This is a genomic window from Pseudomonas sp. DSV-1 (assembly GCF_035830915.1).
Taxonomy (GTDB): Bacteria; Pseudomonadota; Gammaproteobacteria; order Pseudomonadales; family Pseudomonadaceae; genus Aquipseudomonas.
The window spans coordinates 2,135,339-2,160,213 of sequence record NZ_JAYMYG010000001.1 but is presented as its reverse complement, the minus strand read 5'-3'; the positions used below and the strand labels follow the sequence as shown (position 1 = coordinate 2,160,213).

Genomic DNA, 24,875 nt, shown 5'->3' with positions numbered 1-24,875 from the left:
CGCCCTTAACGCCCAATTCACTTGCACCGTTTAAAAACATGTTACAACTGATCAGATGCACGCCGGTTAAAATACGATTAGGTTCACCAGAAGCAAACCATTAGCCTATGCGAAATACTAGAAAATATTCTCCCACACACATTTAAGGATTTGATGTGACACGCCTATTTTATAGCCTCACCTTGAGTTTTTGTCTTTTTCTTAGCGGCTGCGTTTCCTACTCCCTGCATCAGTTGCCCCCCGTTAAAACTTGGCCACCAGCGGCCAGTAACAACAAGACCAAGCCTGTGGTGAATATATCTTATATGCCGACCAGCGCCTTCATTACGCAGCAGAATGCTCGGCGTGGCGGAACAGGCCAGATTAAAGGAATCATAGTCGATACATTTGCAAAATCCGGGCGCTTCAAACAAGTCACCACACAACCGCAAGGAGCTGATCTGTTCGTGAATGCGATATTGAGATCACATGAATCCGGTAGCCAACTCAGCGCGATTATTAGCGGAGCCACATTGCTTGTTGTACCCATGACATTTGGCACGAGCTACACCCTTGAACTGGTCTATAGAAACGCAAATGGCAAAGTGATTGGCCGCACTGAAAAAACCGAATACATAAGAACCTGGGTGCAACTGTTGTTAGTGGTCGCAATCCCCTTCAATAACCTGCCAGACAAGATTATTCAGCAACTGGCGCAAAGCTCAATTGAAGAAGCGATCAGCCTTAATTTAATTTAACTCAATTCATGAAAGCTTTAACGAGGTAGTTGCCACTTCAGTGATTGCTCGTTTGGGCCGGATAACACGTGAGACCTCGTCAAGTACATGAACTGCTTAGCGACGAGTTAGACCTACCAATTGACGGCTCGGTACCACATCTCAGAAAGATGCACTCGGGGTCCATCTCAGCGATCTGGCTGATTATATCGACAGGTAGCGCAATGCAGCCGCTGTTGAACGAAAGCTGTTGATGGGCCGATATAAACGGGCACGTTAAGCCAGGACGCAGTGCCTCCAGGGTCCGACGGTTGTCGTAAAGTTCGCTGGAGCATGGAGGGACGCGGCAAAAGCGGTGCCGTCCGCGTCATCTACACCGTTCAGTTGAAAAGCGGTGCGTTGGTCGCCCTGTTGATTTACGGCAAGGGTGCCATTGAAAATATTCCAGCGCATATCCTGCGCAAGATTGCCAGGAGATGAACCATGCCCCTGAGTGAAAAAGAACTAATGGAGCACGACGCCAAACGTAATATTGGCGAAGAACTGCTGGCGTCGATCATCGACGTAAAAGCAGGGCGCCATGGCCAAGTGCATCATGTGGAAGTCACAGAAGCCGCCGAAGCGCGCAGCAAAACCGGGCTCTCCCAACCACGATTCGCAGAATTGCTGGGAGTGTCCGTACGCACGCTACAGGAGTAGGAGCAAGGTCGACGCACGCTACAGGAGTAGGAGCAAGGTCGACGCACGCCATCAGGCGCCGCCCGTTCTCTGCTGCACATTGCAGCGTTACGACCAGACGTTTTCCGCGACGTTCTATCACGCTAACCCTGGGTACTTGCCTGCGATGACTGTGCTAATCAGTGGCCTTTTTTGGGTACCGCTGTATCAGGGATCTGAGCGCCTCACCCTCCTGAAAAAAACGCTTTTGACCTCGGCATCGGCCAGCCCGGTCTCACGTCGGCTGAGCCAAGCTTTGGCTAGTTGTCTGCGTTCGAAGGTTTGGAATTCCTGATAAACTATTACTCCGTTACGCCGCAACCTAATCTGCGCCGTATACCTCTTTTCTCCATTTTTAGCCTTTCTTACTGTAATCGTTCCCATGACAAATCCTCGATAGTACAAGGATTTTGATGTTGCATTTTCGTAGCACTACAGTGCTACAAATGGCAAGAAACGGCTAAAAAGCGCTACAAATGAAACAAATGTGAACGAAAAAATATGAGCGAAAACACCGCTACAAACCCCGTCCTAGAGCGCTTAGAACCATCCAGGAAATTTAGCGTTGCCCCTATGATGGATGGGAGCTACTAATTACAGATCCCCTGTAAATAAAGGCCAAGAACTGCTCCGTCCATACTTACGTACCACTTTTGTACCAGCTCAAACCGGACACACTGCTCACTGCTAGGTAAATAGAGTGCTAACGTCTTGATGTTGACGGCGTTTTAAGCCGTTTTATGACATGTGAACAGCTCGGGACGGCAAAGCTCATGAATGATCTTTTTGAAGAGACGCCAGCCGCTCAGGCTTGGGCGGACAGTGTAATAAGCAGCCATTCGACAGGTATATTTGGGGAGCTTGTACCCGCAATCATCTGGACAGATGTGAGTGATGACGATGGAAATCTACTAGTCCCCCTCGATCCATTGGTACTGGTAGCCAAAATTAACTCGAACCCTCTCAGCCTCCTACACAATCATGACCCAGGAAAACCAAAAGGGCAGACTATTTTAAGTGCGAGCTTCGAGACTCAAGACGGCAAGAAGTTTGTTGCTGCTATCTTAGGATATTACGCAGGCGGCGACGTACTGAGTTTTCAAAGAATGGGAGTCGATACAAATGCAATCGTGCAACCACCGGCAACGCTTCCTGTGTTACCTGATAGCGCTTGGATTGAGGTTGGAATAGATCCAAGAGAGGTAGATGAGGCTTGGCTAGATCTTATTACCAGTGATGCGCCAATCAGCATTAAGCGTACAGAGCTTTCGCACAACGCATCTGAGTCTATTTCAGAGCTGATCCTAATTGCAGTTCCTATCCTTGTAATCGTTTGGAATCCATTCTCAACTACAATTGCTGGAGAGGCAGCGAAAGACGTATATGTCGGAATAAAATCGTGGATGCGCAAGCTATTTGAGCGGCTGTCTGAAAGGCGAAATCCAATCCTTGAAATTCAATCAATGCATGACGGCTGTGGCATATCGTTTCTTCTACGAGGCAAGAATATAAACCAGCACTATGCGGCGCACGACGCATTTTCAGACGCAGCAGTTCAGGCCGCGCAGTTAGTTACAAATCTCAAAGCGCGGGGACTTCCAAGCAAAAAACTAGTGTACGAATTCGATAAAGAAGCACTCAAGTGGTTTCCATCTTTTGCAATCCTAAACGACGACAGGATCATTACTGATAACACAGGACTCATAGCTATAGAGATGCTACCGAAAGAACTGAGCCTTGGGATTAGTCGCGGGAAGCTTTCTCCAGGAGTCAGGCCGGCACCTAATGATGATGCTCAATAACTCTGATAATTATCACGTCTACAAGGCTAGCAAGCCTCACTACTGAATGAGCTTTCAAGGCTATTGCATATGTACGCATAGCCTTTTTCTTTCCTGGCTCAACCCCTTCAATCGTTACATAACTATGAACTTTCCAAGCGGATCACGCGGATTCGATTCCCGCTACCTGCTCCAATATCATCAAGGCCTTCAGCTCTGTTCACACCTTACCGAATCCCTCTGGGGGCCGTATTGGGGAACGTTTGATGAGAGCTGGCGCTAATAGCCACAAAGCCTGATACCACCCGCTATATAGGTACCAATCCTAAAATCCGTGGGGGCCTGTAAAAAAGTAATATTAGTAATATGCCCCTCGAAAAATGGCTACAGCCCTTGCAGATCAAGGCGTCCAGCGTTTTCAGGGAAAAGCGATATTTAAGCGATAAGAAGGCGATATTATTACCTTTCTTAAAAGCTATATTTCCATTCTTTAAAACCCAATGAATCCGGGGGTTTGGCAGAAATATTACTTTTCATATCGCTTCATATTACCTTCCCTTGTAATACCCAAAGCCCAGTAAAACCGGGGCCTCCACACCCATCCTTCGACCCGTATTACTCATATCGCTCTTTTTGAAAATACCCCTCTCGACCTGAGAAGCAATCTCAATAAAATATAGCTTTCACGTGGTATTCAATCCGCTGCAGAGGATTGATCCTGGCCGTGATTGGCCTTGAGTTTTGTAGAATTAACAAAATGCCCGCCACCCTTCAGTGGTCATGACTTTGGGTGTGAAGAGACATATCTTAATGAACGAGGCTCATGCACCATGGGCTGCCCCATCGATCACAACTGTAAAACATGGCGCTAACAGCCAAATTATGGACAGCCAGAATCAGTTATGATAGTGATATGCTAAGACACCGCCTTTATGAAAATAGACGCTAAGCTATTCATTATTATGGATAAAAGTACCGTAGGAGATTTCAATGTCGCGCCAAGTTACAGATGACCATATTCTGTTCGATGAGTGCATTGAAGCATTCAGACCCAAACACAGCTTCGGTCACTTTGAGCCATCCGCCTGTAATCAGGCGTACCTTCTGACCGACTTCGATCTGTCCAACGAATGGAAATTACCTCACTGCACAATCCATCCGGCAGTGACTATGGATCTACCGGGGCCATATTGCGCTTTCATTTGCAGGATGGATATGCACGAAACCCCTGCATTCAATACTGCGCACTTTTATAGCATAGCACTTTCGTCCATTATTACTTTCGCAACAGGTCGGCTTTGTAAACCAATACGAAAAGCGTTTCTATGCCCAGCACCAGATGGTCTTACAGATGAAGAACTCGAGATAGCTTCCCTATCACATCCGGTGCTGCATGCTGGCACTGGTTCAACACATACTTTTCTAGCAGAAACCACGCAACAAAAACATTGCAAAACCGTGGAAAGTATAGTTTTAAAATTAAGCACACTACCTTACAAACAATACATCATCGCCATGCAAGCAATTCGACTAACCTACCTTTCTCTATCAAACAAAAGAGATGATTTCGGGCTGGCTTATTTACTGATAATTTCTGCAATAGAATCTGTTGCCCAGCATGCATTCCCGATAAAAAAACAAACACGAAGAAACCCAAAAGAGGCACTATGGAGCAAATTAACCGAGGGAAATGAAGACCTTACTGAACTACTGCAACAGTACAAAGAAGCTCGCAATCACAAAAGCCTCATCAAAGAGCAATACCTCGAATTCATCAATACATTTGCGCCTCCTTCCACTTGGAGCAGCCTAGTTCGACATCCATTCCAACACACGGATGAATATTCCATCGGGCGGGGCTTGAATCTAACAGGAAGTCACACCAGAAAGAGAGGTTGGGAAATATACCCAGAGGATCTTACAACCGAACAAATTCAAGAAGTTCTCGGGAAGTCATACACACATCGCTCATGCTTCATTCACAGAGGCGAGCAGCCTCCGCATCAAAACCCACAAGCATTCTCTCCATATTTTCAAAATTTTTTTGATCCCAATGGCATGGGGATTTTGCCAAACTATGAGCTTCTATTCGGGATCGCCCAACACTCTATTCGCAGATGGATGGATAGCATATCAATATGACTTTTTAAATCTACGGATTCAAACCAAAGCTCGCGACAAACTATATTAGGTTCATAGACTTTTGGATCACCAATTCGGGGCACTGATCCATCAGTCTCATCTGAACGTTTGAGATCGTGAGCAACGCACCACCACCACACTTAACGGTTATCGGCTTGACTGAAATAGGAGGCTGAAGGCATCCAAGGTCGTTTTGTGAATGTTTGAAATAACCGAAAATCACACCGAGCCCACATAGTCAGTGGCTTTGAGCTGAATCTCGTGTGAACCGAGTGATTGCGCTTAACGCTCCAGCGTGTGACTCAGTCAGTTTTTTAAAACCTGCGAATTCGTCAGTTTTTTGGGCCGGACTACCAGAATACGGGGGCTCAGCCGCATGCTGTTTTCAGCCGTCCCCAATGACCGAGTGCAAGCTCTTTTCATTGTTATTCAAAACTTTGCATTCTGTGCAATTGCCGATCGGCTGCAGAGCCCCACGGGCCGCATGGGTTGCAGGTTCGTTTGCACTACATTCGAATTTGCACAAAAAAAGGACACAAGGCCCGTCGGCGGGAGGGGGATAAGTGCTTTTTCGGAAGATTTTTTATTGTCGTGACGATTTTCAGCACACCACCCCGCATTTTCCCATGGGCATGAAAAAGCCCGCGCATGGCGGGCGGGATTGAGGGTACAGCTCTCAGTCAACAAGCAGCGCTCTTGCTTCATCGACGGACAGGCCCAAGCCGTATTTCTCAACCAGGGCCGTCACTGCAAACTCATTGCTGGTGTAGCCTCCTACAGCGATCTGCTTACGGTAGGCCTTCACCTCACACCAGCGCCGATAGGGCCGAACGAACTTGTAGAGCAGTTGGTGAAAGAACGGAGCCAGCCCATACAAAGGCCAGAAGGCCGGCGAGACCTTCAACGCTAGCAACGTACAGAGCACAACCCAATACCAAGCACGGCATACCACTGCCGCACATGCGTTTTTTCGTGCTCGATCAAGCCAACGTCATGCTGGTATTTCGGCAACAGCTTGATCAGCGGCCCCTGAGCCGTGCCGCCAAACCCATTGGGCAGGCTTTCCGCGAGTTTAATCAGGTAGTACTTCATACTTTTTTCCAGGCTAACAAAAGCCTGCACAGGGCAGGCATTCGGGAGAAATATTAGGTACGCGTCAAAACGTGGACGCGAAGGTTGATTGCTTCCACTTTCCGCCAGACCACACAAACGTCCAACGATTACTTCGGTATGCACCCCCGTTGATTGCGGTCATGCCTTCAGCGAAATCAACACCCCAAGTAACGGTCCTGCCCCCCGTCGCATCCTGTACTAACTCGACCATAATTTCCTCGCCCGTTACACCTGCCCTGTTAGTTGGGTTGGCAATTTGCACGGGGCCGGTCATTTCTTTAACTCGGATGAAATTTCCTCGGTTCAAATCAATTGAAACTACCGAGCCAAAATCTCGTAAGTTTTCAGTCTTCGCAACTCTCTTACTTTTAATCATCGACGCAATCTGAGTAGGAAACAGCTGCGTATCTTTAACAACGTCATAATTTGAAGCAGCTTCACCAATCAGCACTAATGTCCCATCAGAACTTTGCTGATAGCGCCCGTATTTGGTGTAGGTGCCACCCGCCCCGCCTCCCATGATGGTGATGTCATTGGCAAACGCGGATACCACGTATTGCTGGAAGGTGGTTGCGCTGTTTTGTCCAACCACCCCAATGATCGTGCCGCGACCAGACATATGCAGTCCTGCACCACCTGCCGCCAAGCTGCCAGCAGAGCGCCAGTTGTGCTCTACGTGAGTCCTGAAAACCGTTGTGCCGATGGCGTTATCAATGCGCACGCCCTCGTTCCAGGCTTGGAGATAAGTGCCGCCATAAATCCCCACATCACTGACCGGATTCTCTACAAACAGGCCATGTTTACCACCCCGAGTATTGCCGCCCCAAACATCAACCGAGGACACAATCCCATCACCGACGTTGCGCAGATGGATACAGTATCCAGTAGCGTTGAGGGACGATGCTGAGTAATCTCTAATCGAGCTTTCGAATACGTTCCCCCCCACAACCAAGCCAGATTCGGAAAACCCGTTTACATCTAAATCTTCAACGACCAAGTTGTAGATAAAATTTAAATCGTCGTCAGCCACAAATTCAAAGGCTTTTACTCCGCCCCCTGTACGGACCCCTTTCACGGTCAGCTCACTGAGCAAGCCGGTCCCGGTAGGGTATACCTTGATGCCACCAGTTTCTTCAAATAGTAGGGTGGCGCCATAACCCGTGAGGTGGCAATTCCTCACCATCTTGGTGATTGGGATATTGAGTTTCTCTGGAGCTCTGAACGTACCACCGTGAGGCAGAAGGAGTGTTCTGTTATCGCCGCCATAGACCCAAGAAAGAGCATCATGTAACGGCACCGAATCATCCAGGCCACCACCCTTTGCCCTAAAGTCATACAAGCTGACGGTTTCGGTAAGCTTCTTATTTACATCTACGCTTTCTATACCTGCGATGCCGGCCAGGCCATGGTTCTTATATTTGACTATCCCCGCTCCGCTGCTCGGATCAGCGAGTTTTTCCTCTAATGCTAGGGCAGCACCTTCAGCTGCTTCAGCAGTCTCAGTGACGTCATTGCACTGCACTTGAAGCCGATAATCTCGGCTACCCTTTACCACCCGCAGATCATAGATTCCGTTCGGCACTGCAAACTGGATAAGGCCGTGCTGATCAGCCGCAAAAGGGTTGTCCAAAGCCAAGCCAGTGGAGGCCTGCAGTTCACTCACAAGGCTTTCAGTCCCCCGTTGATACAAATAACAAATTGCACCACCGAGGATGTTGCCCTGGTCATCTTGGGCAAAAAAGTTCTTGAGTTCCAAATTATGCTCCGGTGATGGGCTTCAACTGCCCAGAGAGTTGTGTGCCGGTACCGGCATGACCGGCGAAGCTCGCCGCGTTGGTGGGGATGGGGCTCGACGCGTGCTGGTGACCGGCGATGTCGGTGTTCATCTGGATCACCAGATCGATCACGTCACACAGCACCTGCAGCACGTTCACGCTCTCAGAACCGATCCAGTTAGTGGGGGCCACACTTTTGCGGGCGCCCATGATCCGTTCCAGCAGCTCGCCGCCGATCGTGGCGTTGAGCTTTTGCGCCACCACCAGGTTGAGGTCGCGGCCGCTGGCCAGGTGCAGGTCATCCAGTGCGGCCAGGCTCGCGGATCCGCCTGACAGCAGCTTGAGCGCGCCCAGTGCCTCGATTGACTTGATGCCCCCGACTGACTCCTTCGAGTGGTCATCGATCTGCACCGTGCTGCTCTGGTGGCGTTCGGTGTTGGTCAGGCTTTCAACCTCCCGATCGATCGACTTGTCACGGATCCGGCCATCGGTCTGGCGTGACCAGTTGCCGTCGGCGTCAACTCGTTGCTGGGCGGCTTCGCTGTGCTGCCACACCTGGTCACCTTTGGGCACCTTGGGCAGGCTCAGGCCGTGCGGGAGAATGGTCTGGACGTAGGGCTTGCTCGGCAGGCCGTAGGCGAAGCACACGACAACCCGGGTGCCTTCCTCGGGAAAGCCCAAGAACCCCATCTCATCGCCGCCCACAGAGAGCGGCAGCGGCACGCCGGCCAGTACCGGCAACTCCGGGTCCGGTTCATCGTTTTCGTCCAGCAGCTGCAGATCCACGGCATAGCGCGGGCGAAAGTCGTCGCAGATCCCGGCACTGGCCGGCGCATCCGCCACGCCGACAACCCGGGCAAAGCGCGGCAGGTGGTAACCGCCGGTGAGTTCGGGAAATTGCCGCTCTACACTGCGGCGGATTGCGTCTTCCATCGGATCGCCATTTGGTTGCCGGTGAGCGTCACCTGAGTGATGCGCTCGCCTTGGTTGATGGATGCACCTGGTCGCAACCCGGGAAGGGCCCCGATCATCGCGCTTTGGTTGTTTTGGTAGTCGTTGAACAGCGCGACCGGCAGCGGCAGTGGCGATCGGGCGCCAAAGAAGCTGTCGGCCCAACTGCCCACAAAGACTTCGCCGTTGCCCTGCTGCTGCCAGATAAAGTCAGGGATACCGAAAACCCGGGGCAAGCTGTCCATGGCCTGGTAGCCAGCGGCCAGGTTGTAGAAGAACGGGGCTTTGACCTTGGCGTAAGCCTGGTCCGGTACGCGAAAGCTCAGCCCGGTTTTCTGGTTGATCTCGGCCAGCACCGTGCTCAGATCCGCATGACGCAGGTTGAGCGGCAACGGGTTGGCCAGGATCGCAGCCAGCTCGCGACAGAACAGCACCTGCTCGATCGCATTGGATGGGGTGCAGCGCTCGACGTAGCCAATAAAGTGGCGCTGCAACGGGTTGTCGTTGTAGCCAATGTCGAGCGTCACCAGCCCTTTCACCGGCGCTGTTGCCTGAATGATCAGCGTGGCCCTGCCCGGGGTACGCAGTTCAAGACGCACGTCATCACTGACCAGGGGATACACCACCCCGCCAATGGTCAGCACCTTGTGCAGTTTCATGCTCACAAGACACCGCCCAGGTAGTTATCCAGATTTTTCAAGGTGGCCTCAAAGCCGGTCAGCTCCTGCCCTGCCTCGTTGTTTCCAGCTGTACCTGGTGCAGTTACCGACGCCCCCGGGGCGCCCTGCTGGGTCACGCCCCGGCCCGCTCGGCGCGTCTCTACCCGCTCAGGGTTGGAGAGTTTTTCCGACAGGGTGAATTGCACCAGCCAGGCCCGCAGCGTGTCGTCTTCTCGGGCGCTGACACCGTCGGAGAACTGCACCTGGCGCACGCCAAACGCGGACGCGGTGTCGTTGACCACTCGGTAGGTTTTGAGTTGGCCACCGCTGCCGGTCGCTTCTGCCAGGCGCATCAGGTTGCGCAAAAATACGCTGTCGACAAACGGAATCTGCAGCGTCACCGCCAGTGTCTTGGGCTTGAACCCTTTGTGTGCGGAGTCGGTGTTGCTGGTCTGGCCGGACAGATCGTCGCTTTCGATCCGCAGGTTGGCCGTGACCTTGATATTTTTACCGCGCACCTGTTCGCCATCGAGCAATAAGGTCATAGGCCCACCAACTCGCGGACAAAGCTCAGCCCTTTCAGGGAGCCGACCAGCAGCACCCCAGCGGACAATCCCCATTCGTGACCGGGTGCATCGCCCTGCAGCAGTTGCCGGCGCAACTCGGCGGCATTGCCTGGGCCAATCAACCGCGCGCGCATGCTGTCGTCAGCGGCGCCGCCGGTGAACATCGATTTGAGGTCGGCCAGTTTCTGCGCCTGTGCTTGTGCCTGGCTGGCTTTACGGGTGGCCATCTTGGCCAGGTCAGCCATGGGCGAGCTGTCGGCGTAGCTCTCCAGTGCCGACAGCTGGCTGTTCAGGGCCTGGGTGGCTGCCTTGGTCACGGTGCAACGCTCAAGCGGCAACACCCCCCAGCACGGCAGTGTGCCGGCGGTGGGCAGCTCCCACTTTTCAGCGTCAAGCGCGAACAGGTTTTTCGCCCGGCGTTCGGCGCGCTGCAGGTCGGGCATGGGCAACACGGCATTGAACCGGGCCAAGGTCGCAGCGAACTTGTCGTAGCGCGTGCCCAGGAACATCACCACCAGGGCGTATTGCAAGCCCGCTGGGCGGCTGTCGTCGCCGGTGTCTTCCAGTTTCTCGCCCAGCTGCTGCAGCAAGTTCGGCGCCGAAAGGTAGCGCTGATAGCCGCGGCCCTGCCCCACTCCACTTTGAAACGGCGTCACCACCAGGCAGGCCGGCACTTCGCCCAGTGCATCAGCCAGACCGGCACGGCCAGCAGCCACGGCGGCTTCTGCAGCGGCGCCGACTGGCCCGGGTGAGGTCGTGGCCAAGTCAGTCAGAGAGGCAAGGCGCTGCCCGGTGCTGGTCAGCTCGCTGCCGGCCAAGCCCTTGGCAACATCGAGGTCGCTCAGCCACTGGGTGGACTGCTCCGGCCAGCGCAGGGTGATGGATGCCCAGGTCATATTGATGTTCATGGCAGTCTCAGCACCTGATGCACGCAAGGAAGGCGATGTTTTTCGAGCGTGTTTCTGTGCCACCCGTGGAGGTGATGGTGATAGCGTGCGAGTGGTCGCCCCCGGAATTTATGGTGATGTTGTGTGCGTGCTCGCCGGCCGTAGTGGTGGTGGTTGCAACAGTAGCGGGCTCGGTCCCGTTTATCGGGTTTCGTGGCTCGCCAGGAGTGCCAAGGTCAGAGCCATCCGGAGTGACGTTGCCATAGTGAACGTTGTGGCTGTGTGCGCCTTGGGTGTCGCTTGAAGCAGTGTGTGTATGGCCGCCAGCGCTGGCAGAACTGCCGTTGTGGTTGTGGCTGCGCATATCGTCAGCCTGGTAGCTACCCAGAACACGGCCGATATCGATTCCCCGGCCATCGTCCAGAAAGCGAGGATGAAGTCCGCGCGCGTCAGGCAAATTGAAAGTGCTTACACCATCACCAGCGCCGTACTTAGTACCAATCTTGGCGAATAACTTGGCGTAAACCGTACGAGATTTCGCATCGCCATTGGCACGCAACGACCTTGTAGGAGGTATGTCCATCGCAACCGTGAAAACTTCTCCGACTGCTTCGTCAGCAATAAGCTCGTACAACGCTTTGAGCGCCTTGGTCGTGGCCAGAATCTCGCTGCTGTCGGTGCTTGGATCATCGCTTTTGGCGTTGGGCAACTCACTGAGGCCGACGTCTTCTTTCTTGGTACCTCGGGCGCGCAGGTGCATGTAGTCGCCGTTGCGCAACGCAAACTGTTGGACTAGGGCACCGGTGATGGGCTCGCTGACACGCAGGTCGGTGATCTCCCCCGATACCGCAACGCGGGCCAGCTCCACCACGTAATGGGCTGTTCCATTGCTATCGACGTAGTCCGCTTTGACCTCACCAAAAACTACTTTCCAAGTGGCAACGGTTTCGTTGCCTTCCCGCGCCAGTGCAACGTCCAGCCAGGCTTTCGCTGGCAACGCTGGCAACTGGGCCTGAACAGGTTCGGCCAGTTCAACGCGGATGCCCTCGACATAGGCAATACCGGCTTTTACCTGGAACAGACCGAAACTACGTTCCATCTGCAGGCTGTCAGCCATGAAGCAGACACGGCCAAACACATCGCGATTGCTCAAGCGCTCACGCAGATCGATCCCATTCAAACGAACCGTGAAGTCGTGCTGCCAGGTGCTGGCATCGACGGTGATGCCCGTCAGTGCTTGAGCGCCGTTGAACTCCACCAAAAAGTTACGGGTGACGTTGTTGCCGATCTGCAGCGGCGGGATGTTCTTGCGCTTCTGCTGCACCGGCACGGTGGCCACGGCCAGCAGCACGCCCTCTGCGGCTTCCAGGCCAATCCAGTTAAAGTCCCAGTCACCCACGTCTGAGCCCACCATCAGGCTGTATATCACCTGGTTGGGGCTGACGTAGCCTTTGCGGTCATAGGCCTTGGTGTAGACGATTTGGCCAGCAGGCGGCTTGCCGGCAGCGCGATCAACCGGGGCGTTCGGGTCCAGGCCAGGAACAAGGGCTAGAACAAAGCGCGCAATGTCGAGCTTCTCCCCAGCGCCCTGCTTCTGGGCAATCAAACTCTCGCCGGCAAGGGTAATGCTAGCTCCCATGGGGGCTCCTAAAGTGGGTTCAAAAAGGTGAGAATTGCGAGCTCGTTGATCACGACCAAGCGACTTGCGCTGTCGTCCAGCGCGGCAATCAGGGTCTGTTGGTCATCGTTGAAATCAGCCACGCCGATATTCAATTTCACCGGGGTGATGGTGACGAAGTCGTACCGCCGGCAGGTGCGGCCGTATTGCTGCATCAGCACACGCAACAACACCGGGTTTTCGCTCAGTTGTGTGTCGGATAGATGCAGCAGCACCACGTCCCAATCGAGGTCGGGCAAGCGCTCTTGGATCTCCACATAACCGACGCCCAGGCGCTCGAAAATGCGAACCATGCCGACGGTGCTGCCGGCATCCACCGCATTGATGAAGGCGTACTTCACCCGTAGGCGGTAGAGTTTTTCCGGCTCACCATGGAACCGCTGAATGTCACGCTGCCAGGCCAGCAGATCGAGCACGCTCAAGTGGCAGTTCTCGGCGTCCATCTGCAGCAGCGGCCAGCTCAGCCAGTTCTCGACCTTGCCCCACCACCCTTGTGCGGCGGCTTTGACCTTGGCCAGCTCCGGCCCGTCGAGCCAAAAAGGCAGGCTCAACTTAAACATTCAGCTCCACCTCAACCCCGGACAGGCGCGGAATGGTCAGCTCTGAAAGAATGTCGACGTTGTCGAAGTCCAGCGACTCGATACCCGAGAATTGTTGATGCAGTTCCTCGCCCAGGCGGCTGAAAGAAAAGCGCGACTGCGGGTGAGTCAGCGTCGGCTGGTAGTCGCTGGCCGTGCTCTCGCGGAACGCGGCACGGATAAACAGCTCGATGTCAGATTTCAGCGCTGGCCAGCGCTCGGCGCCGACCTCAGCCTTTGGCCAGACCGTCACCCGCACGGTGTGCAGCGTGGCGGGCATCTCCAACACCAAAAGGTCATCACCATGGCCATGGTTGCCCTGGTCACGGATATAGCTATTGATTACAGCCAGGAAGGTGTCCGCCGGCGAATCCGCCTCGAACAGCACAAAGGCGTTGGCACTGCCGGGGCCCCGGGGCGCGTTGTGCTCAAAATAAACGCCATCCGGCTGCACGCCCGGGAAGACCGAGATCATGGCGCGATAGACCGCGTCGGTGTGCCACTGGTTGACCGCCGAGAACTGGTTACGCACGCGCAGACGCAGCTCGTCGTCGGGCTCGGTGTCGGCGCCGGGCTGGGTCAACCAGCTGTCAGCATTCACCACCTGGACCACTCCGGGCACCGGTTCCGGCAGAATCGAAAAGTAACCTGGTGCGAGATTGAATCCGCTGCCCGCCTGCTTGGCGCGGGCCAGTATGCGAATCTGCGACTCGCCATCGGCAAAACTGACCGCAGCCACCGTCACCAGCTCGTACACATTGCCGTTGATCGCAATCGACTGCACGCGGGTACCGGCGGGCACTTCCAGCAAACCGGCCAGCGCACTGCGGGTGAACAGAAGCAAGCCCTCGGCCTTGGTCGCAGGCTTGCGGGTAACGTTGACCGCCCAGGCCAACATATCCAGCCAGGCACCGGTGGCGGTCTTTACGAAAAAATTCGGCAACACAGTGCCGGCGATAAAGTCGATCAGCCACATCACGGGCTTGGTCACCAGCGCGGTGATCACCCGCCAGAACGGTGACCAGGCACTGGTATTACTCAACTTGCTGCCCTGGGCGACAACTTCCAATTCCCAGGCCGCGCGCAGTTTGGCTTCGGTAGTTGGTATCCCGGCGTCACTCAGCGCCTTTTTAAAATCAACGTCGCTCAAAACACCACCTCGACAGATCCGAATTCGACGGTTTTGGCCGCCAGCAAGTACCTGCCCTTTTCCTCTTCAGTGATCTGCACGGTGCCTGGTACCAGGCGCACGTCCATCTCCACCAACAGCTCCAGTTGCTGAATGCAGTCAGCTCGGCGGAAGCGATCACGCTCGGCTACCAGGGTCACCAGCAACCCGCTTTCGCGGATCATGTGACCGATGTCCTGGGCGATGCTGGCCCGATCCTCAACCAGCAGGGGCTGGTTGGATGGATCCAGGGTCAGATCGTTATTGGTGATCAACAGATCGATATAGAGGCTCATCCGCCCACCGCCATGGCCATCATGTTTTCCAGCTCCAGCGGGCTCATAGGCTTGGCCGTATGGATCTCGACCTTATCCACGTGATTCCCTTTGTTCTGGTTACTGGTGTTTTGGATGCTGGTCAGCAGCCCGCCCGGGGGCACAGCCGAAGCGCGTGTGGGGGAAAGGCTCGGAATCGCCGCGTTGATGCTCCGCTGGACTTTCTGCGAGCGTTCGGCCTGCTCGCCGGCACTTATGGAGGAAGTAGCCCCCGGGATCTCCGGCATGGAGCCGAGACTCGCTTCGATGTTCACACCGGGAATCTTGTTCAACATCTCGATCAGGCCATTGATGGCCTTTTGAAAGATCGCAACTATGCCGTCCCAAGCAGCCTTGGCCATACCTGACCAGCCGCCCATGGAGCCGAACCAGTCAGACAGCGCGGAGAGTTGATCACTGACCCACTTGAACGCGGCCGTGTTCATCAGTGCGCTGCTCAAGTCGTCCCAGTAATAGATTGCGGCGCCGACGATCGCGACCAGGGCGACAATGCCGGCGATGATCAGACCCACCGGGTTGGCGTACATGGCGGCGTTGACCAGCCAGATCGCGCCCTGCCAGAGCAACATGGCGCCTTTTACCAGCCCCATCCACGCCACCATCAGGATCATGCCGGCGACAAACGCGGTGACCATGACGGCGTGGTACAGGAACATGGCAATGCTTTTCCAGCCGGTCCACGTGAGCACCTGCCAGACGACGACCAGGGACAGCCAAACCATCTTGCTCAGCCCGACGAGGAACGTCATAGCCGCCATCGCCGCCGTAAGCCCCAGGATCGTCAACACGGTGATGCCAATCACACGGGTGATATTGGGGAACAACTGAGTCCAGCGCGTCAGCGTGCCTGCGATACCGACCAGGCGGTCCATTAACGGCGTCAAGATCGGAATCAGTGCCTGACCGAACGCAATGCGCAGCGCTTCGACGGCCTTCGCAAACTGTTGCCACGGATCCACCATGGCCTTGGCCATGTTCGCGGCGTCCTCCAGCCCACGGACTTGGCCCAGCTTATCCAGACTGCTTTTGAACCGGTCGGTGTCTTTGGACAAGGCGGTAATGACTCGCGCACCTTCGCCGCCGAAGGCCTCAGCCAGCTTGGCCCCGGCGGCAGCGCTGTTCAGGTCGCCAAACTTGCCCTCAAGCTTGGCCAAAATGTCGGCCATCGGCATCAGTTGGCCGTTCTGGTCGTTGAATTTCATCCCCAGCTTTTCGGACGCTGCGCCGATGTTCTCGAAAAACGATTTGTATAGACCACCGGCGTCGCCACCTTCCATGGTGCTGCTCAACGTACCGATCACCGCGAACTGTTCGGCCAGGTCAACGCCGGCCGTGTTCGCAATCTGGCCAACTTCCTTGAAGGCATCCTTGAGCTGTGCGCCGTCCGTACGGAACAGTTGAGCCGCCAATGCCGTCTGGCCACCCATTTTTTCGACCCATTCGCTTTTGCCCATGGCATCCGCCTGGGTTTTAAACAGGTTGTACATGGTGCCGACGTAGGCCCCCATGGTCTCAGCGTCGGACTTGGTCGCCTTGGCCAACAGGTTGCTGGTGTTGGTGAAGGTGGCCAGCTGTGAGCCGGTCAGGCCTTTGATCGCGCCCTCGATGCTGTACGCCGACGCAACAAAGTCCCGGGCGTTTTCACCGTAGGCCACGGAGAACTCCAACGCCTTCTGATTCAGCGCGGTCAGCGCATCCTCTGCTACGCCCAGTGAACGGACTTCGCCCAGGGCGCGGTTCATCTCCAACGCCGGTTCCAGGGACTGGCTAATCGCAACACCCGCGCCCACCATGCCCGCGAGCCCAAGGCCCATGGTCTTGATGTTGTTTTGACCTTGCTCTGCCAAATCCGAAAAGCTGGTTTTAACCTTGCCTAACGGCGCGGTGATCTTGTCGGTCAGGCTCAAGATAAAGGCCAGGCGGGCGCTGCGATCTGCCATGTGTCGTTACCCGTTCAATGCAAGAGCGATGGCGTTGGCCACCGCGATTTCCATGCGTTTCCAGTGTTCGTCTTCCAGCCACTTGGCCGTGCCCATGTTCTCGATCGAGGGTTCAGCCCCGGGCAGCCAGCGGTTGGTCAGGGCCATCAGTTGGCCCAGTCCGTCCTCGCTCAGTCGCTCTGCGTGTTCGAGGGCTTTTTTACGATGATTTCAACGTCTGGCCCGTACTCTTCCAGCAGCGCACCGGCCAGCTGCATGACCATCACCGGGTTGACCAGTAGGGGTTTCAGCGTGGCGCGCTCCTGTTGGTCGACGGTGTTGACCAGCAGGTTGTTGGCCGGCGACACCTTGTTGTTGGCGGTCAGGCCATTGAAGTACTTGGTCACGTCCTGCGGGGTCAGGGTGAAAGTGAATTCTTTATCACCAATTTCCAGGGTGATTTCGCGGCGTTCAGTCATCGTTTTTATCCAGTCAGGGTTGGGGTAACGGTTAACGCAGGCAGATCCTGCGGACGTGGTCTTGCAGGCCCAGGATCATTTCTCGACTCAGGGCGAGTTGATCTTTGAGGGTGAAATAATCCGGTCGAGCGTCTGTTGCGAGTTCGGCGGTGCCTGCATCAGCCACGCCGCCGGCGCCGGTCTGGTCGGGCTTGGGGCTGCTGCAGATAGCTTTGACGCGCAGCCGCTGACGGCCATCGTCAACAGAACGGCGCAGATCATTGTTTTCAGACAGTGCATGGTTCAGTGCCTCGGTTCGGGTACGGTCGTTTTCGTCGCGATCAGCCAGCATTTCACCGCTGATACGGGCCGCTTCGCGTAGTCCGGCCACCTCCAGCTGAGCTTTGTTGCGCTCATCGATGAGGTGGTCAAAAAAAGCAAAAGCAGCCAAGAACACCAGTAACGAAAGAAAGTTGGTGATGAGCGAATTCATAGGCCGACCTCACACAGTTCGCGCTCGGCGGCGCGGCGATTGACCAATCCGGCCAGTTGCTTGCCGCCGGCATAGATCCAGCGCGACAGCTGGGCACAAGCGCCCCGTACATCACCGGAATTCAGCAGGCGCAACAGTGTCGAGCTGGAGAACTGCCCCTCACCGACGTTGTAAACAAAGGATCCAAGGGCCGCACGGCGCGTATCCGGCAGCGGCACACGCACCTGGCGATCCACCGCGGTCAGTGCGATACGCAATTCACGCTGCAGCAACTGATCGCACTGTGCCGGTGTGGCCCGATCGCCCAGCTTTACGCCCTGGGTGACGCCTTCACAGATGGTTGGAATGCCCACCGGGTCGAGGTAGGCCACCAGTGAGCGACCTTCGAACCAGGTCACCAGTGCGCCGGTCATGCCAAGCACACCCGTTAACGCACCAATGACGATCTTGTTGCGCAGGCTCATGGCTTGCTCTTCCAGTCGCGCAACATCTGGCGGTATCTAGGGACCAACAGAACAATCTGCAGCACCATGTAGAGCGCGGTCAGCATGTAAGCGACCGCTGACCAGTCGACAGCACCTGTCGCACCGGTAGCGGCCACGCCGATTGCCGGTGCCGCCTTGGCGAAGGCAATGGCAGTGTCCTGAGCGGCCTGATTCGTGCTCATCGGAGAGCTCCTTTCTCAAAAATGGTCTGGCATGGCACGCAACGCAGGATCCCGCCCAGTGCCTGGCGTGCTGCAGGGATTTCGCCGTCACAGTCCAGGCATTCGTTACGGCTCGGCCCGCTCGGGCGCGAATGGGCCAACTGGATGGCAATCGCTTGGTCACGTTGGCGTTGCTCCGTTGCCTGGGCGCGATCGAACGGGCAAGACATCAGCGCAAGCCCTCGATTTCTTTAGCGGCCAAGTACGGCACGCCGTTGATGCGGATAAAATCCGGGCTGGTGACGTCAAACGGCACCTTGTGCTTGGACGTCTCACCGCCTTTCGGAGTGATGCCTAACAGACTCGATACCCGCAACTTGCAGCCGAAAGCCTCGACACGCAGTTCCTCTTCGCCGGCCTTGGCAAAGAAAACAGTGTCGAAAGGATCCAACCCGCGAAAGCTGCCGGCAGACCGAGCCGCTTCGATCAGCAGGTTGAAGTTACTGGTGGTGAATTCCATTTCTCCGCTAGCCGAAACGTCGCCGTCTACGTGGCCATCAGGAACGCCCTTGCTCTGTGCCACGGCGGTGTTGTCCGTGATGTCGAGGGTGCAGCTTTCAACGTGAACGAGCAGATCGCCCAGGTTCACGTCGAAGTTCTTGCCGCCAATACGTGACATAGGGGATTACTCCGAATCGTCAGTGGAAAGGTCGAGGGCGATGTTGGCCGTCAGGTCTTTCGGGCAGTTGAGCGGTCGGATCTTGATGTACATCTCGACCTTGGTTTTGCTGAGCCACACCAGGACGATGTCGCCATCCTTGGGCGCTTCGATCTCGCCCGGGAACACCAGGCCGGCGAACGTGACGGACTTGGCCATCTGGCGCAGTGGCTTCATAAACGCACTGATGGCAGCGGCCATGCTGTTGGGGGTGTTGTTGAGTCGGCGATCACCGACGCGGCGAATCAGCAGCGGGCGCACCTGGCGGGCGGCTTTGTCAGCCAAGCGCAAGTACTCCACCACCTGGAAGTCACTGTCCGGCGCATCGAGCATGTTGCCGTCGCCCCAGAACACGCCCGGGTAATCCGGATAGGTCTGCGACACCGAGAAGCGCGCCTTGTCCAGCTCGGCACGGATCGCCGATGGCAACTGCACGGTGTCTTTGTCTACAGGCACAACGCCCAGCCCCAGGAGAGCGCCGGACGCCACTCGCATTGGAGTGTCCGCAATGCTCACGGCAGCATTGGCCAAGCGGCCAGCCAGCACGCCCAGGTCATTGCCATGCAACTGCGGCACGACCAGGACACGCGGTGCAGCAAGGCCCACCGTGATAGCGCGTTGCTCCGTGAGGTACTGTTCCCACGTCTGCAGCGCCGTGATGCCCATGCTGGCCGCCATCACGAAAGCCCTGCGGCCATAAACGTTGTTGAGCGCGATGGCTGCTTCATGCATAGCCGACAGATCACCGGCGGCTTTCACCGGTTTGGTGATCACCACCGCTTCAACCGAAAAGCCTTGCTGCATGGCCTTTTCCAGCGCTTTGGTCCAATCGCCCTCCACAGCGATCGGCGCCGCCAGGCAAGCCCAGCGATCACCACCGTTCAATTTGGCAGCCGTGATCTGGGTTTTCAGGTCACTGGCCGGAATGCCCAGCGTGCTGTCCAGGTCGCTATCAGTATTCAGGGGAATCAGTTCGCCTACGCTCTTGGCGCCGGGACCGATAAAAAGGAAATAGCGTTCGATCTCAGTCACGGCACCCTGGCCCAGATTGAGATTGTTAACGCTGACTTTGCCGAGTGCCATGCAGTGCCTCGCTAGCGGGGTGAATTAAGGATTTGTTGAAAGACCTGGTTAACCAGCTCGCTGGTTTCGTTGCCGCTGCTCACACCGAGGAACTGGCGTTTGGGCAAGGTGATGTCCCAGCTTTGCGCGCCCGACGACTCGGTTCGTTCATCGTTCAAAATGCGGATCAAAAGGCCGGCCTTGGCGTAGTTCACGTGTTCTTGAATCCACGCCACCGAAGGCCGGGTCAGTGTTTTTTTGCCCTTCTGCCGGGTGCGAAAGCCCAGACGACGCAAGCGCTTGGCTTGTTTGTCCGTGCAGGCGATACCAGGCGGGACTTTGTTCCAGCGGCGCATTTGTGCAGCGGTACGTCGCTCACTGGCTCCGTTGTGCTGCTGTGATGCGACCCAACGAGTCAGGGCGTTTTTCCAGCCCAGCTCCGCTTCGTCGGAGCTGACACGGGTGACCTGCAGCAGCTTGGCCAACCCGGCTTCCATCTTCTTTTTGCCCTTGGCCGAACCCTTGCGCTCAGCGAATGGAGTGCCGTCCAGGTTCTGCTGCTCACGCACGCGCTTGCGGCTCATCGAGCGCACACGCTTGGTGACGTTGTTCAGCAGCCGGCGGCGCAGCTGGGGCGGCAGCTCAAGCAGGGCCAGTTGGGCGTCGACGCTAAGCAGCCCCCTGACATCGAGGTCGAGCGGATTAGCGGCCATTGCTGCCCACCTCGCCGTGCTCGGCAATCCAAAGGTCGAATGGGACAAATGCCCAGGTCTTACCGAAAGCCTCGATCTCGCCGGCTGGATCCTCGGCCAGGTACTGCGGTTCGTTGAACTCCAGGGTGATGTCCACGTCGGCCAGGTCGTTGTCGAGCATGGAGATGTCGAACTTCGGCGCCGGCAGTTCGTCGCGGTCGCGGCTCGGGTCGTTGTTTTCCAGCCAACTGCCCACCAACGCCAACAGCCGCCCCGGGTGATCAGCAAAACGCTCCAGTGCAATCGTCGCGGTGTAATGCATGTCACTCATGTGCAAACCGTCGAGATCGGGCTTCCAGATCAGGTCCACAGTGACTTGGTCTGTCCAGCTGTCGAGCTGCTCGTACGGCACCAGGCGGCACGCGATCAAGTACTTGGTGAGGGCTTGGAGTTTGATCACAGCAGCACCGCCGTCATGCGGCCACGGCCCTGCAAAGAACGTACGGAGGCCTGGCTGAACGCCAGAAAGGTCTCGGAGCGCTCGGGCAATTCCTTGCCGGTGTTTTCGGCACTTTCACGGCGGGTGATAGTGGCGAACTGGGTCAACAGGTTGGCTTTGGCGCGGCAATACACGGCGCGCTTGTACGTCGCTACGTGAAATGTGCGCTCCGGTAGCACCGTAGGGTCAGCAAATTCAACGCTGGAGACACCTGCCGCCTGCCATCTGGCTTTGAGTCTGGCCAGATCTTGATTGACCTCGATCATCGCCGTGGTCAAACCGTCGACCAGCGTTTCGACCAGGTATTCCCCTGGGAGGCGATAGGCCCCCTGAAACTGAGCCAGAGAGAAATCCGGCCAAAAGCCGTCGTTCTCAATCTGGCGTTCCGCAAACTTAGTGGGGTTACCTGAAAAGCTCATCGCTGGCCGCTCAAATAGGGGCGGGAAAACTGTTTCAGTGGGTCAGGGCCATAAATGGCTCGCTCACATCCACAGTTTCTCGCCGGGGGGGGAAGTCGGTTATTCGGCGGCTGTCGCTGCCTGTTCTTTTGCCAGCGCTTTACGAGCACCATCCAGGCGTGTCCCTACGCCGATGCTTTCGAACAACGCTTCCGCACGTTCAAAGTGGGTGATGGCTTTCGCAAACTCGCGTTGATCCAAGGCCAGAATCCCAATCTGCTTGTGGTAGCGGGCCGGAATGCGCTCAAAGAGCTTCCATTCGCCGTCTACCAAAGGCAGCAGGTTGGAGAGGTACGGTTCGGGACTACGCTTGGCCTTGTATTCAGCCTCGGCCCAGTCGATCACCTGGTCAGCAACAAACGTCTGCACGTTGCGCTTGAAACGCTCCGGCAGTTGCTGGTCTTGCTCGATGGCGAAATGTGCCAAGTCCAGCCCGGCATCGAACTGCTCGGTATCGAACAACCAGACCAGGACTTGCATCACGACCGAGTTCGGGAAATTCAATCCTGAATCGCGGTAGAGCTGCACGTAGTCCAGGTATTTGGGCAGCAGTTCGTCATGCTTGAGCTGTCGGCGCAGCCCGTGGTTGTCGATCGCACTGATTCGCTCCAGATCCTGAGCCATGGCGGCGACCATCAACTTCAGGTGCTTCTTGCCATTAGCGGGACTGGACAATGCGGTATCGGCGGAATACACCGATACGTCGGCACCGACGCGGGCAGCCGCTGGACCTTCGGCCAGGACTCGGCGCTTGTGCGCCAATGCCAGACTCATCAGATCAACTCCACGTTTTCAGCAGCTGCGAATTTTTCCAGCTGCTCGATCACGTAGCCCTCGTTGCGACCGTTGTAATCTTCTACGCGGGAACGCTTCGGGTTTTCGAGCAGGTGACGACGCCAGCTACTGTCCTGGAAGTAGATCGACAGGTTGTCCCAACTGGTGACCACAACGCCGTTGACCGGGAAGTGCGGCACGGTAAAGGTAGGTAGACCGCCGTAGGTCGCGATGACCTGGGCGCTTTCAATGCGTTCCTTTTCAGTCGGCTTGCCCGCCTGGTTGGAATACAACTTGGCCTTGTCACTCGCCAACAGATCGCTGCCCACAATGGCAATCAGATCGCCGCCATCACGGAAAACAGAGTTAATCATCTGTTTGACGTCATGCACCAGGGCGTCAAGATTTTCGTAGTCGCCGCCGGCGCCGAGGGTGATTTTCCCTGACCCTACGGTGCCGCCTTCAACCAGAACCTGTTCCGGGATCTGCTCACGAGCGAGTTGCAGCCAGCCCTTGTTGACGTCCTGCAACATTGGGTTGGTTGCCAGATTGGTCTGAGCAGCAGCTGTAACGCCGTGCCAGCCGATCATGATTCGATCCAGGGCGATTTGCTTTTGCACCGCCGCCGAGTAGCGATCGGCAAAGTCCGGGAACTTGGCCCAGCTGTCGATTTTGGCGAACGGCAGACCCACGTCCGATTCGGTGTGAAACAGCTCGTAGGGCAAGCCGTTCAGGTCGGAAACGTCTTTGGCTTCACGGTCGGTGGTCTTGGTGTTGGTGCGACTGGTCACTGGACCATTCACGCCGAACATGACCTTTTCACCCTTGATCTCGGTGACCGGCACGACGTTGATGCGCTCGAGGAAGTCCGCACGCTCGGTGATCTTGTCGTTGAGTTCCTGAGCAATGCTCGGCTCGACATTGAACTGACGAGTAACGTCGACGCTGTACGTTTCGCCGATCGCTTCACGCAAGGCGACGTATTGTTCCAGGGCACGATTGGACAGAGATTGAGATTGTCGCCCCATGTCAGATCACCCGCTTTTTAGGGTCGGCTGGGCCAGTGGAGCGCGGCACATTGCGACCTTGAGGGGTGTTCATCAGCGCGGAGAACTGCTTCTGCAGCTTGGCCATGCCGGCCAATACCGCTTTGTTGCCCGCATTGTTGCGGTTGAAGTTCTTTTCCTCTTCAGCGGTGGACACGATGTCGTCAACGGCGGTTTGAACGTCGTCAATCGGCTCTTGATCGGGCTCAGGCGCGACTTCGGCAAAGCTGTCGACCAGTGCCTGGATACCAGAGGTCACGATCAACTGCTGCTCAATCAGGGCCTGAAGCGCCTTGGCTGTAGCTTCATCCATTAGGGGTTTGCTCTCGGTTGGGGTTTGCGGGGAGGTTTCGGTGGAAGTCTCGTCAGCGGCGAAACGCTTGAGTGCCCCCGTAAACATGGCGAAGAACTTTTTCATCTCGCCTTGGGGCTCGGCGTCAGTCGCCGGGTCCATCAGCACAGACGCGGCGTAATACGCACGCTTGCTGGTCTTATTCGAAAAGTAGAGTTCTTGAGTACCGGTGCTGGCTGGCTCGTCCGTGACGGCCATGCCGGTCATATAGGCTTTGCCTTTGCCACGAAAATTCGGGTAGATCTCAATGCTGCTGAACAGCTTTTGACCCTGGTCGTTGAGAGCCAGGAGCCGGTCGTTAGGCTTGAGCTGGGCTTCCAGCGCAACTTGACCCGGCTCAAGATCTTCGTCTTCTTCAATAAGGCGCACGGCAAACACGGTGCCGTAGGTACCCTGCCAGCGTTCGTGCTCGCACCAGATCACAGCGGTGTAAAGCGACGGCTTGTAGGTCTCAGCGATATCGCGCAGTTCCTGGGGAAGGATTTCACGACCATCAGTGGTCGGGCCGCTGGTGGCGACACGTTTCCAGTACGAAACAAGGGAACGGGGCATGGGCGATAACTGCGCTCAATCGGTGATTTGAGCCGCCACGATATGCACCGGATGACCACCAAACAAACGGTTTGAATCGGGACAAGCTGTAGAATCAAGATCTACATAGAAAGCCGAAATTACCGTCAAGTTTCATATGT

At 56.0% G+C, this 24,875-nt stretch carries 30 protein-coding genes and 1 pseudogene; 5 read left to right on the top strand and 26 right to left on the bottom strand.

Going from position 1 to position 24,875, the window contains the following annotated elements; translation table 11 throughout:
• Positions 1-155 precede the first annotated feature (155 nt).
• The 5 genes and pseudogenes from VSQ83_RS10250 (at position 156) to VSQ83_RS10230 (ending at position 5,356) form a co-directional block, all read left to right on the top strand.
• Entirely contained in the window at positions 156-737 is a 582-nt protein-coding gene (locus tag VSQ83_RS10250; RefSeq protein ID WP_133077405.1) for a hypothetical protein, read from the top strand.
• A 312-nt stretch (positions 738-1,049) separates the two neighbouring features.
• Positions 1,050-1,196: a hypothetical protein gene (locus tag VSQ83_RS10245; RefSeq protein WP_257622818.1), complete on the top strand. Its 147-nt coding sequence runs from the start codon at positions 1,050-1,052 to the stop codon at positions 1,194-1,196.
• A gap of 3 nt (positions 1,197-1,199) precedes the next feature.
• Positions 1,200-1,541: pseudogene (locus tag VSQ83_RS10240) on the top strand (helix-turn-helix domain-containing protein).
• Positions 1,542-2,206: 665 nt separating this feature from the next.
• Entirely contained in the window at positions 2,207-3,235 is a 1,029-nt protein-coding gene (locus VSQ83_RS10235) for a hypothetical protein (RefSeq protein WP_326426495.1), read from the top strand.
• 969 nt (positions 3,236-4,204) lie between these two features.
• On the top strand, positions 4,205-5,356 hold the full coding sequence (locus VSQ83_RS10230; RefSeq protein WP_326426492.1) for a hypothetical protein: 1,152 nt from the start codon (positions 4,205-4,207) through the stop codon (positions 5,354-5,356).
• 676 nt (positions 5,357-6,032) lie between these two features.
• Here VSQ83_RS10230 and VSQ83_RS10225 read toward each other — a convergent pair.
• From VSQ83_RS10225 to VSQ83_RS10100, 26 genes are all read right to left on the bottom strand, one after another.
• Entirely contained in the window at positions 6,033-6,281 is a 249-nt protein-coding gene (locus VSQ83_RS10225) for a hypothetical protein (protein WP_326426490.1), read from the bottom strand.
• Positions 6,263-6,448, bottom strand: coding sequence for a hypothetical protein (locus VSQ83_RS10220; RefSeq protein ID WP_326426488.1), 186 nt, complete (start codon positions 6,446-6,448; stop codon positions 6,263-6,265). The genes VSQ83_RS10225 and VSQ83_RS10220 overlap by 19 nt, the downstream gene beginning before the upstream one ends.
• 64 nt (positions 6,449-6,512) lie before the next feature.
• Positions 6,513-8,225 (bottom strand): hypothetical protein, encoded by a 1,713-nt coding sequence (locus VSQ83_RS10215; protein WP_326426486.1) that lies wholly within the window; start codon positions 8,223-8,225, stop codon positions 6,513-6,515.
• Between the two features lies 1 nt (position 8,226).
• Complete coding sequence (locus VSQ83_RS10210) at positions 8,227-9,177, bottom strand: hypothetical protein (RefSeq protein ID WP_326426483.1); 951 nt, start codon at positions 9,175-9,177, stop codon at positions 8,227-8,229.
• Positions 9,150-9,860 (bottom strand): hypothetical protein, encoded by a 711-nt coding sequence (locus VSQ83_RS10205; RefSeq protein ID WP_326426480.1) that lies wholly within the window; start codon positions 9,858-9,860, stop codon positions 9,150-9,152. Before VSQ83_RS10205 ends, VSQ83_RS10210 begins: the two co-directional genes overlap by 28 nt.
• Positions 9,857-10,399: a baseplate complex protein gene (locus VSQ83_RS10200; protein WP_326426478.1), complete on the bottom strand. Its 543-nt coding sequence runs from the start codon at positions 10,397-10,399 to the stop codon at positions 9,857-9,859. The genes VSQ83_RS10205 and VSQ83_RS10200 overlap by 4 nt, the downstream gene beginning before the upstream one ends.
• The gene (locus tag VSQ83_RS10195) at positions 10,396-11,316 is read right to left on the bottom strand and encodes a hypothetical protein (RefSeq protein ID WP_326427700.1); all 921 of its coding nucleotides are present in this window, start codon (positions 11,314-11,316) and stop codon (positions 10,396-10,398) included. Before VSQ83_RS10195 ends, VSQ83_RS10200 begins: the two co-directional genes overlap by 4 nt.
• A gap of 19 nt (positions 11,317-11,335) precedes the next feature.
• Positions 11,336-12,946: a phage tail-collar fiber domain-containing protein gene (locus VSQ83_RS10190; protein WP_326426476.1), complete on the bottom strand. Its 1,611-nt coding sequence runs from the start codon at positions 12,944-12,946 to the stop codon at positions 11,336-11,338.
• Between the two features lie 8 nt (positions 12,947-12,954).
• Positions 12,955-13,545, bottom strand: coding sequence for a phage tail protein (locus VSQ83_RS10185; protein ID WP_326426474.1), 591 nt, complete (start codon positions 13,543-13,545; stop codon positions 12,955-12,957).
• Positions 13,538-14,713 carry a baseplate J/gp47 family protein gene (locus VSQ83_RS10180; RefSeq protein WP_322212725.1) on the bottom strand — a complete coding sequence of 392 codons (1,176 nt, stop codon included), beginning with the start codon at positions 14,711-14,713 and terminating at the stop codon, positions 13,538-13,540. Before VSQ83_RS10180 ends, VSQ83_RS10185 begins: the two co-directional genes overlap by 8 nt.
• Positions 14,710-15,027 carry a DUF2590 family protein gene (locus VSQ83_RS10175; protein ID WP_326426470.1) on the bottom strand — a complete coding sequence of 106 codons (318 nt, stop codon included), beginning with the start codon at positions 15,025-15,027 and terminating at the stop codon, positions 14,710-14,712. Before VSQ83_RS10175 ends, VSQ83_RS10180 begins: the two co-directional genes overlap by 4 nt.
• Positions 15,024-17,006: a phage tail tape measure protein gene (locus VSQ83_RS10170; protein ID WP_326426467.1), complete on the bottom strand. Its 1,983-nt coding sequence runs from the start codon at positions 17,004-17,006 to the stop codon at positions 15,024-15,026. The genes VSQ83_RS10175 and VSQ83_RS10170 overlap by 4 nt, the downstream gene beginning before the upstream one ends.
• Positions 17,007-17,012: 6 nt before the next feature.
• The gene (locus VSQ83_RS10165) at positions 17,013-17,153 is read right to left on the bottom strand and encodes a DUF6890 family protein (protein WP_165878347.1); all 141 of its coding nucleotides are present in this window, start codon (positions 17,151-17,153) and stop codon (positions 17,013-17,015) included.
• 23 nt (positions 17,154-17,176) lie between these two features.
• On the bottom strand, positions 17,177-17,464 hold the full coding sequence (locus VSQ83_RS10160; RefSeq protein WP_326425551.1) for a putative phage tail assembly chaperone: 288 nt from the start codon (positions 17,462-17,464) through the stop codon (positions 17,177-17,179).
• 31 nt (positions 17,465-17,495) lie between these two features.
• Positions 17,496-17,936 carry a lysis system i-spanin subunit Rz gene (locus VSQ83_RS10155; protein ID WP_326425549.1) on the bottom strand — a complete coding sequence of 147 codons (441 nt, stop codon included), beginning with the start codon at positions 17,934-17,936 and terminating at the stop codon, positions 17,496-17,498.
• Complete coding sequence (locus VSQ83_RS10150; RefSeq protein ID WP_326426464.1) at positions 17,933-18,400, bottom strand: lysozyme; 468 nt, start codon at positions 18,398-18,400, stop codon at positions 17,933-17,935. The genes VSQ83_RS10155 and VSQ83_RS10150 overlap by 4 nt, the downstream gene beginning before the upstream one ends.
• The gene (locus VSQ83_RS10145; protein ID WP_237147017.1) at positions 18,397-18,603 is read right to left on the bottom strand and encodes a hypothetical protein; all 207 of its coding nucleotides are present in this window, start codon (positions 18,601-18,603) and stop codon (positions 18,397-18,399) included. Before VSQ83_RS10145 ends, VSQ83_RS10150 begins: the two co-directional genes overlap by 4 nt.
• Entirely contained in the window at positions 18,600-18,812 is a 213-nt protein-coding gene (locus VSQ83_RS10140) for a TraR/DksA family transcriptional regulator (protein WP_326426462.1), read from the bottom strand. Before VSQ83_RS10140 ends, VSQ83_RS10145 begins: the two co-directional genes overlap by 4 nt.
• Positions 18,812-19,261 (bottom strand): phage protein, encoded by a 450-nt coding sequence (locus VSQ83_RS10135; RefSeq protein WP_326426459.1) that lies wholly within the window; start codon positions 19,259-19,261, stop codon positions 18,812-18,814. Before VSQ83_RS10135 ends, VSQ83_RS10140 begins: the two co-directional genes overlap by 1 nt.
• A 6-nt stretch (positions 19,262-19,267) precedes the next feature.
• Positions 19,268-20,383 (bottom strand): DUF2586 domain-containing protein, encoded by a 1,116-nt coding sequence (locus VSQ83_RS10130; RefSeq protein WP_326426457.1) that lies wholly within the window; start codon positions 20,381-20,383, stop codon positions 19,268-19,270.
• A gap of 11 nt (positions 20,384-20,394) precedes the next feature.
• Positions 20,395-21,075, bottom strand: a complete 681-nt coding sequence (locus VSQ83_RS10125) for a virion morphogenesis protein (RefSeq protein WP_326426455.1) — start codon at positions 21,073-21,075, stop codon at positions 20,395-20,397.
• A complete protein-coding gene (locus VSQ83_RS10120) occupies positions 21,065-21,514 on the bottom strand; it encodes a phage tail protein (protein ID WP_326426453.1) in 450 nt (149 codons plus the stop codon). The genes VSQ83_RS10125 and VSQ83_RS10120 overlap by 11 nt, the downstream gene beginning before the upstream one ends.
• Complete coding sequence (locus VSQ83_RS10115) at positions 21,511-21,972, bottom strand: head completion/stabilization protein (protein WP_326426451.1); 462 nt, start codon at positions 21,970-21,972, stop codon at positions 21,511-21,513. Before VSQ83_RS10115 ends, VSQ83_RS10120 begins: the two co-directional genes overlap by 4 nt.
• A 99-nt stretch (positions 21,973-22,071) precedes the next feature.
• Entirely contained in the window at positions 22,072-22,785 is a 714-nt protein-coding gene (gene gpM / locus VSQ83_RS10110) for a phage terminase small subunit (RefSeq protein ID WP_326426449.1), read from the bottom strand.
• Positions 22,785-23,813, bottom strand: coding sequence for a phage major capsid protein, P2 family (locus VSQ83_RS10105; protein WP_326426447.1), 1,029 nt, complete (start codon positions 23,811-23,813; stop codon positions 22,785-22,787). The genes gpM and VSQ83_RS10105 overlap by 1 nt, the downstream gene beginning before the upstream one ends.
• 1 nt (position 23,814) lies before the next feature.
• Positions 23,815-24,735 carry a GPO family capsid scaffolding protein gene (locus VSQ83_RS10100; protein ID WP_326426445.1) on the bottom strand — a complete coding sequence of 307 codons (921 nt, stop codon included), beginning with the start codon at positions 24,733-24,735 and terminating at the stop codon, positions 23,815-23,817.
• Positions 24,736-24,875 lie beyond the last annotated feature (140 nt).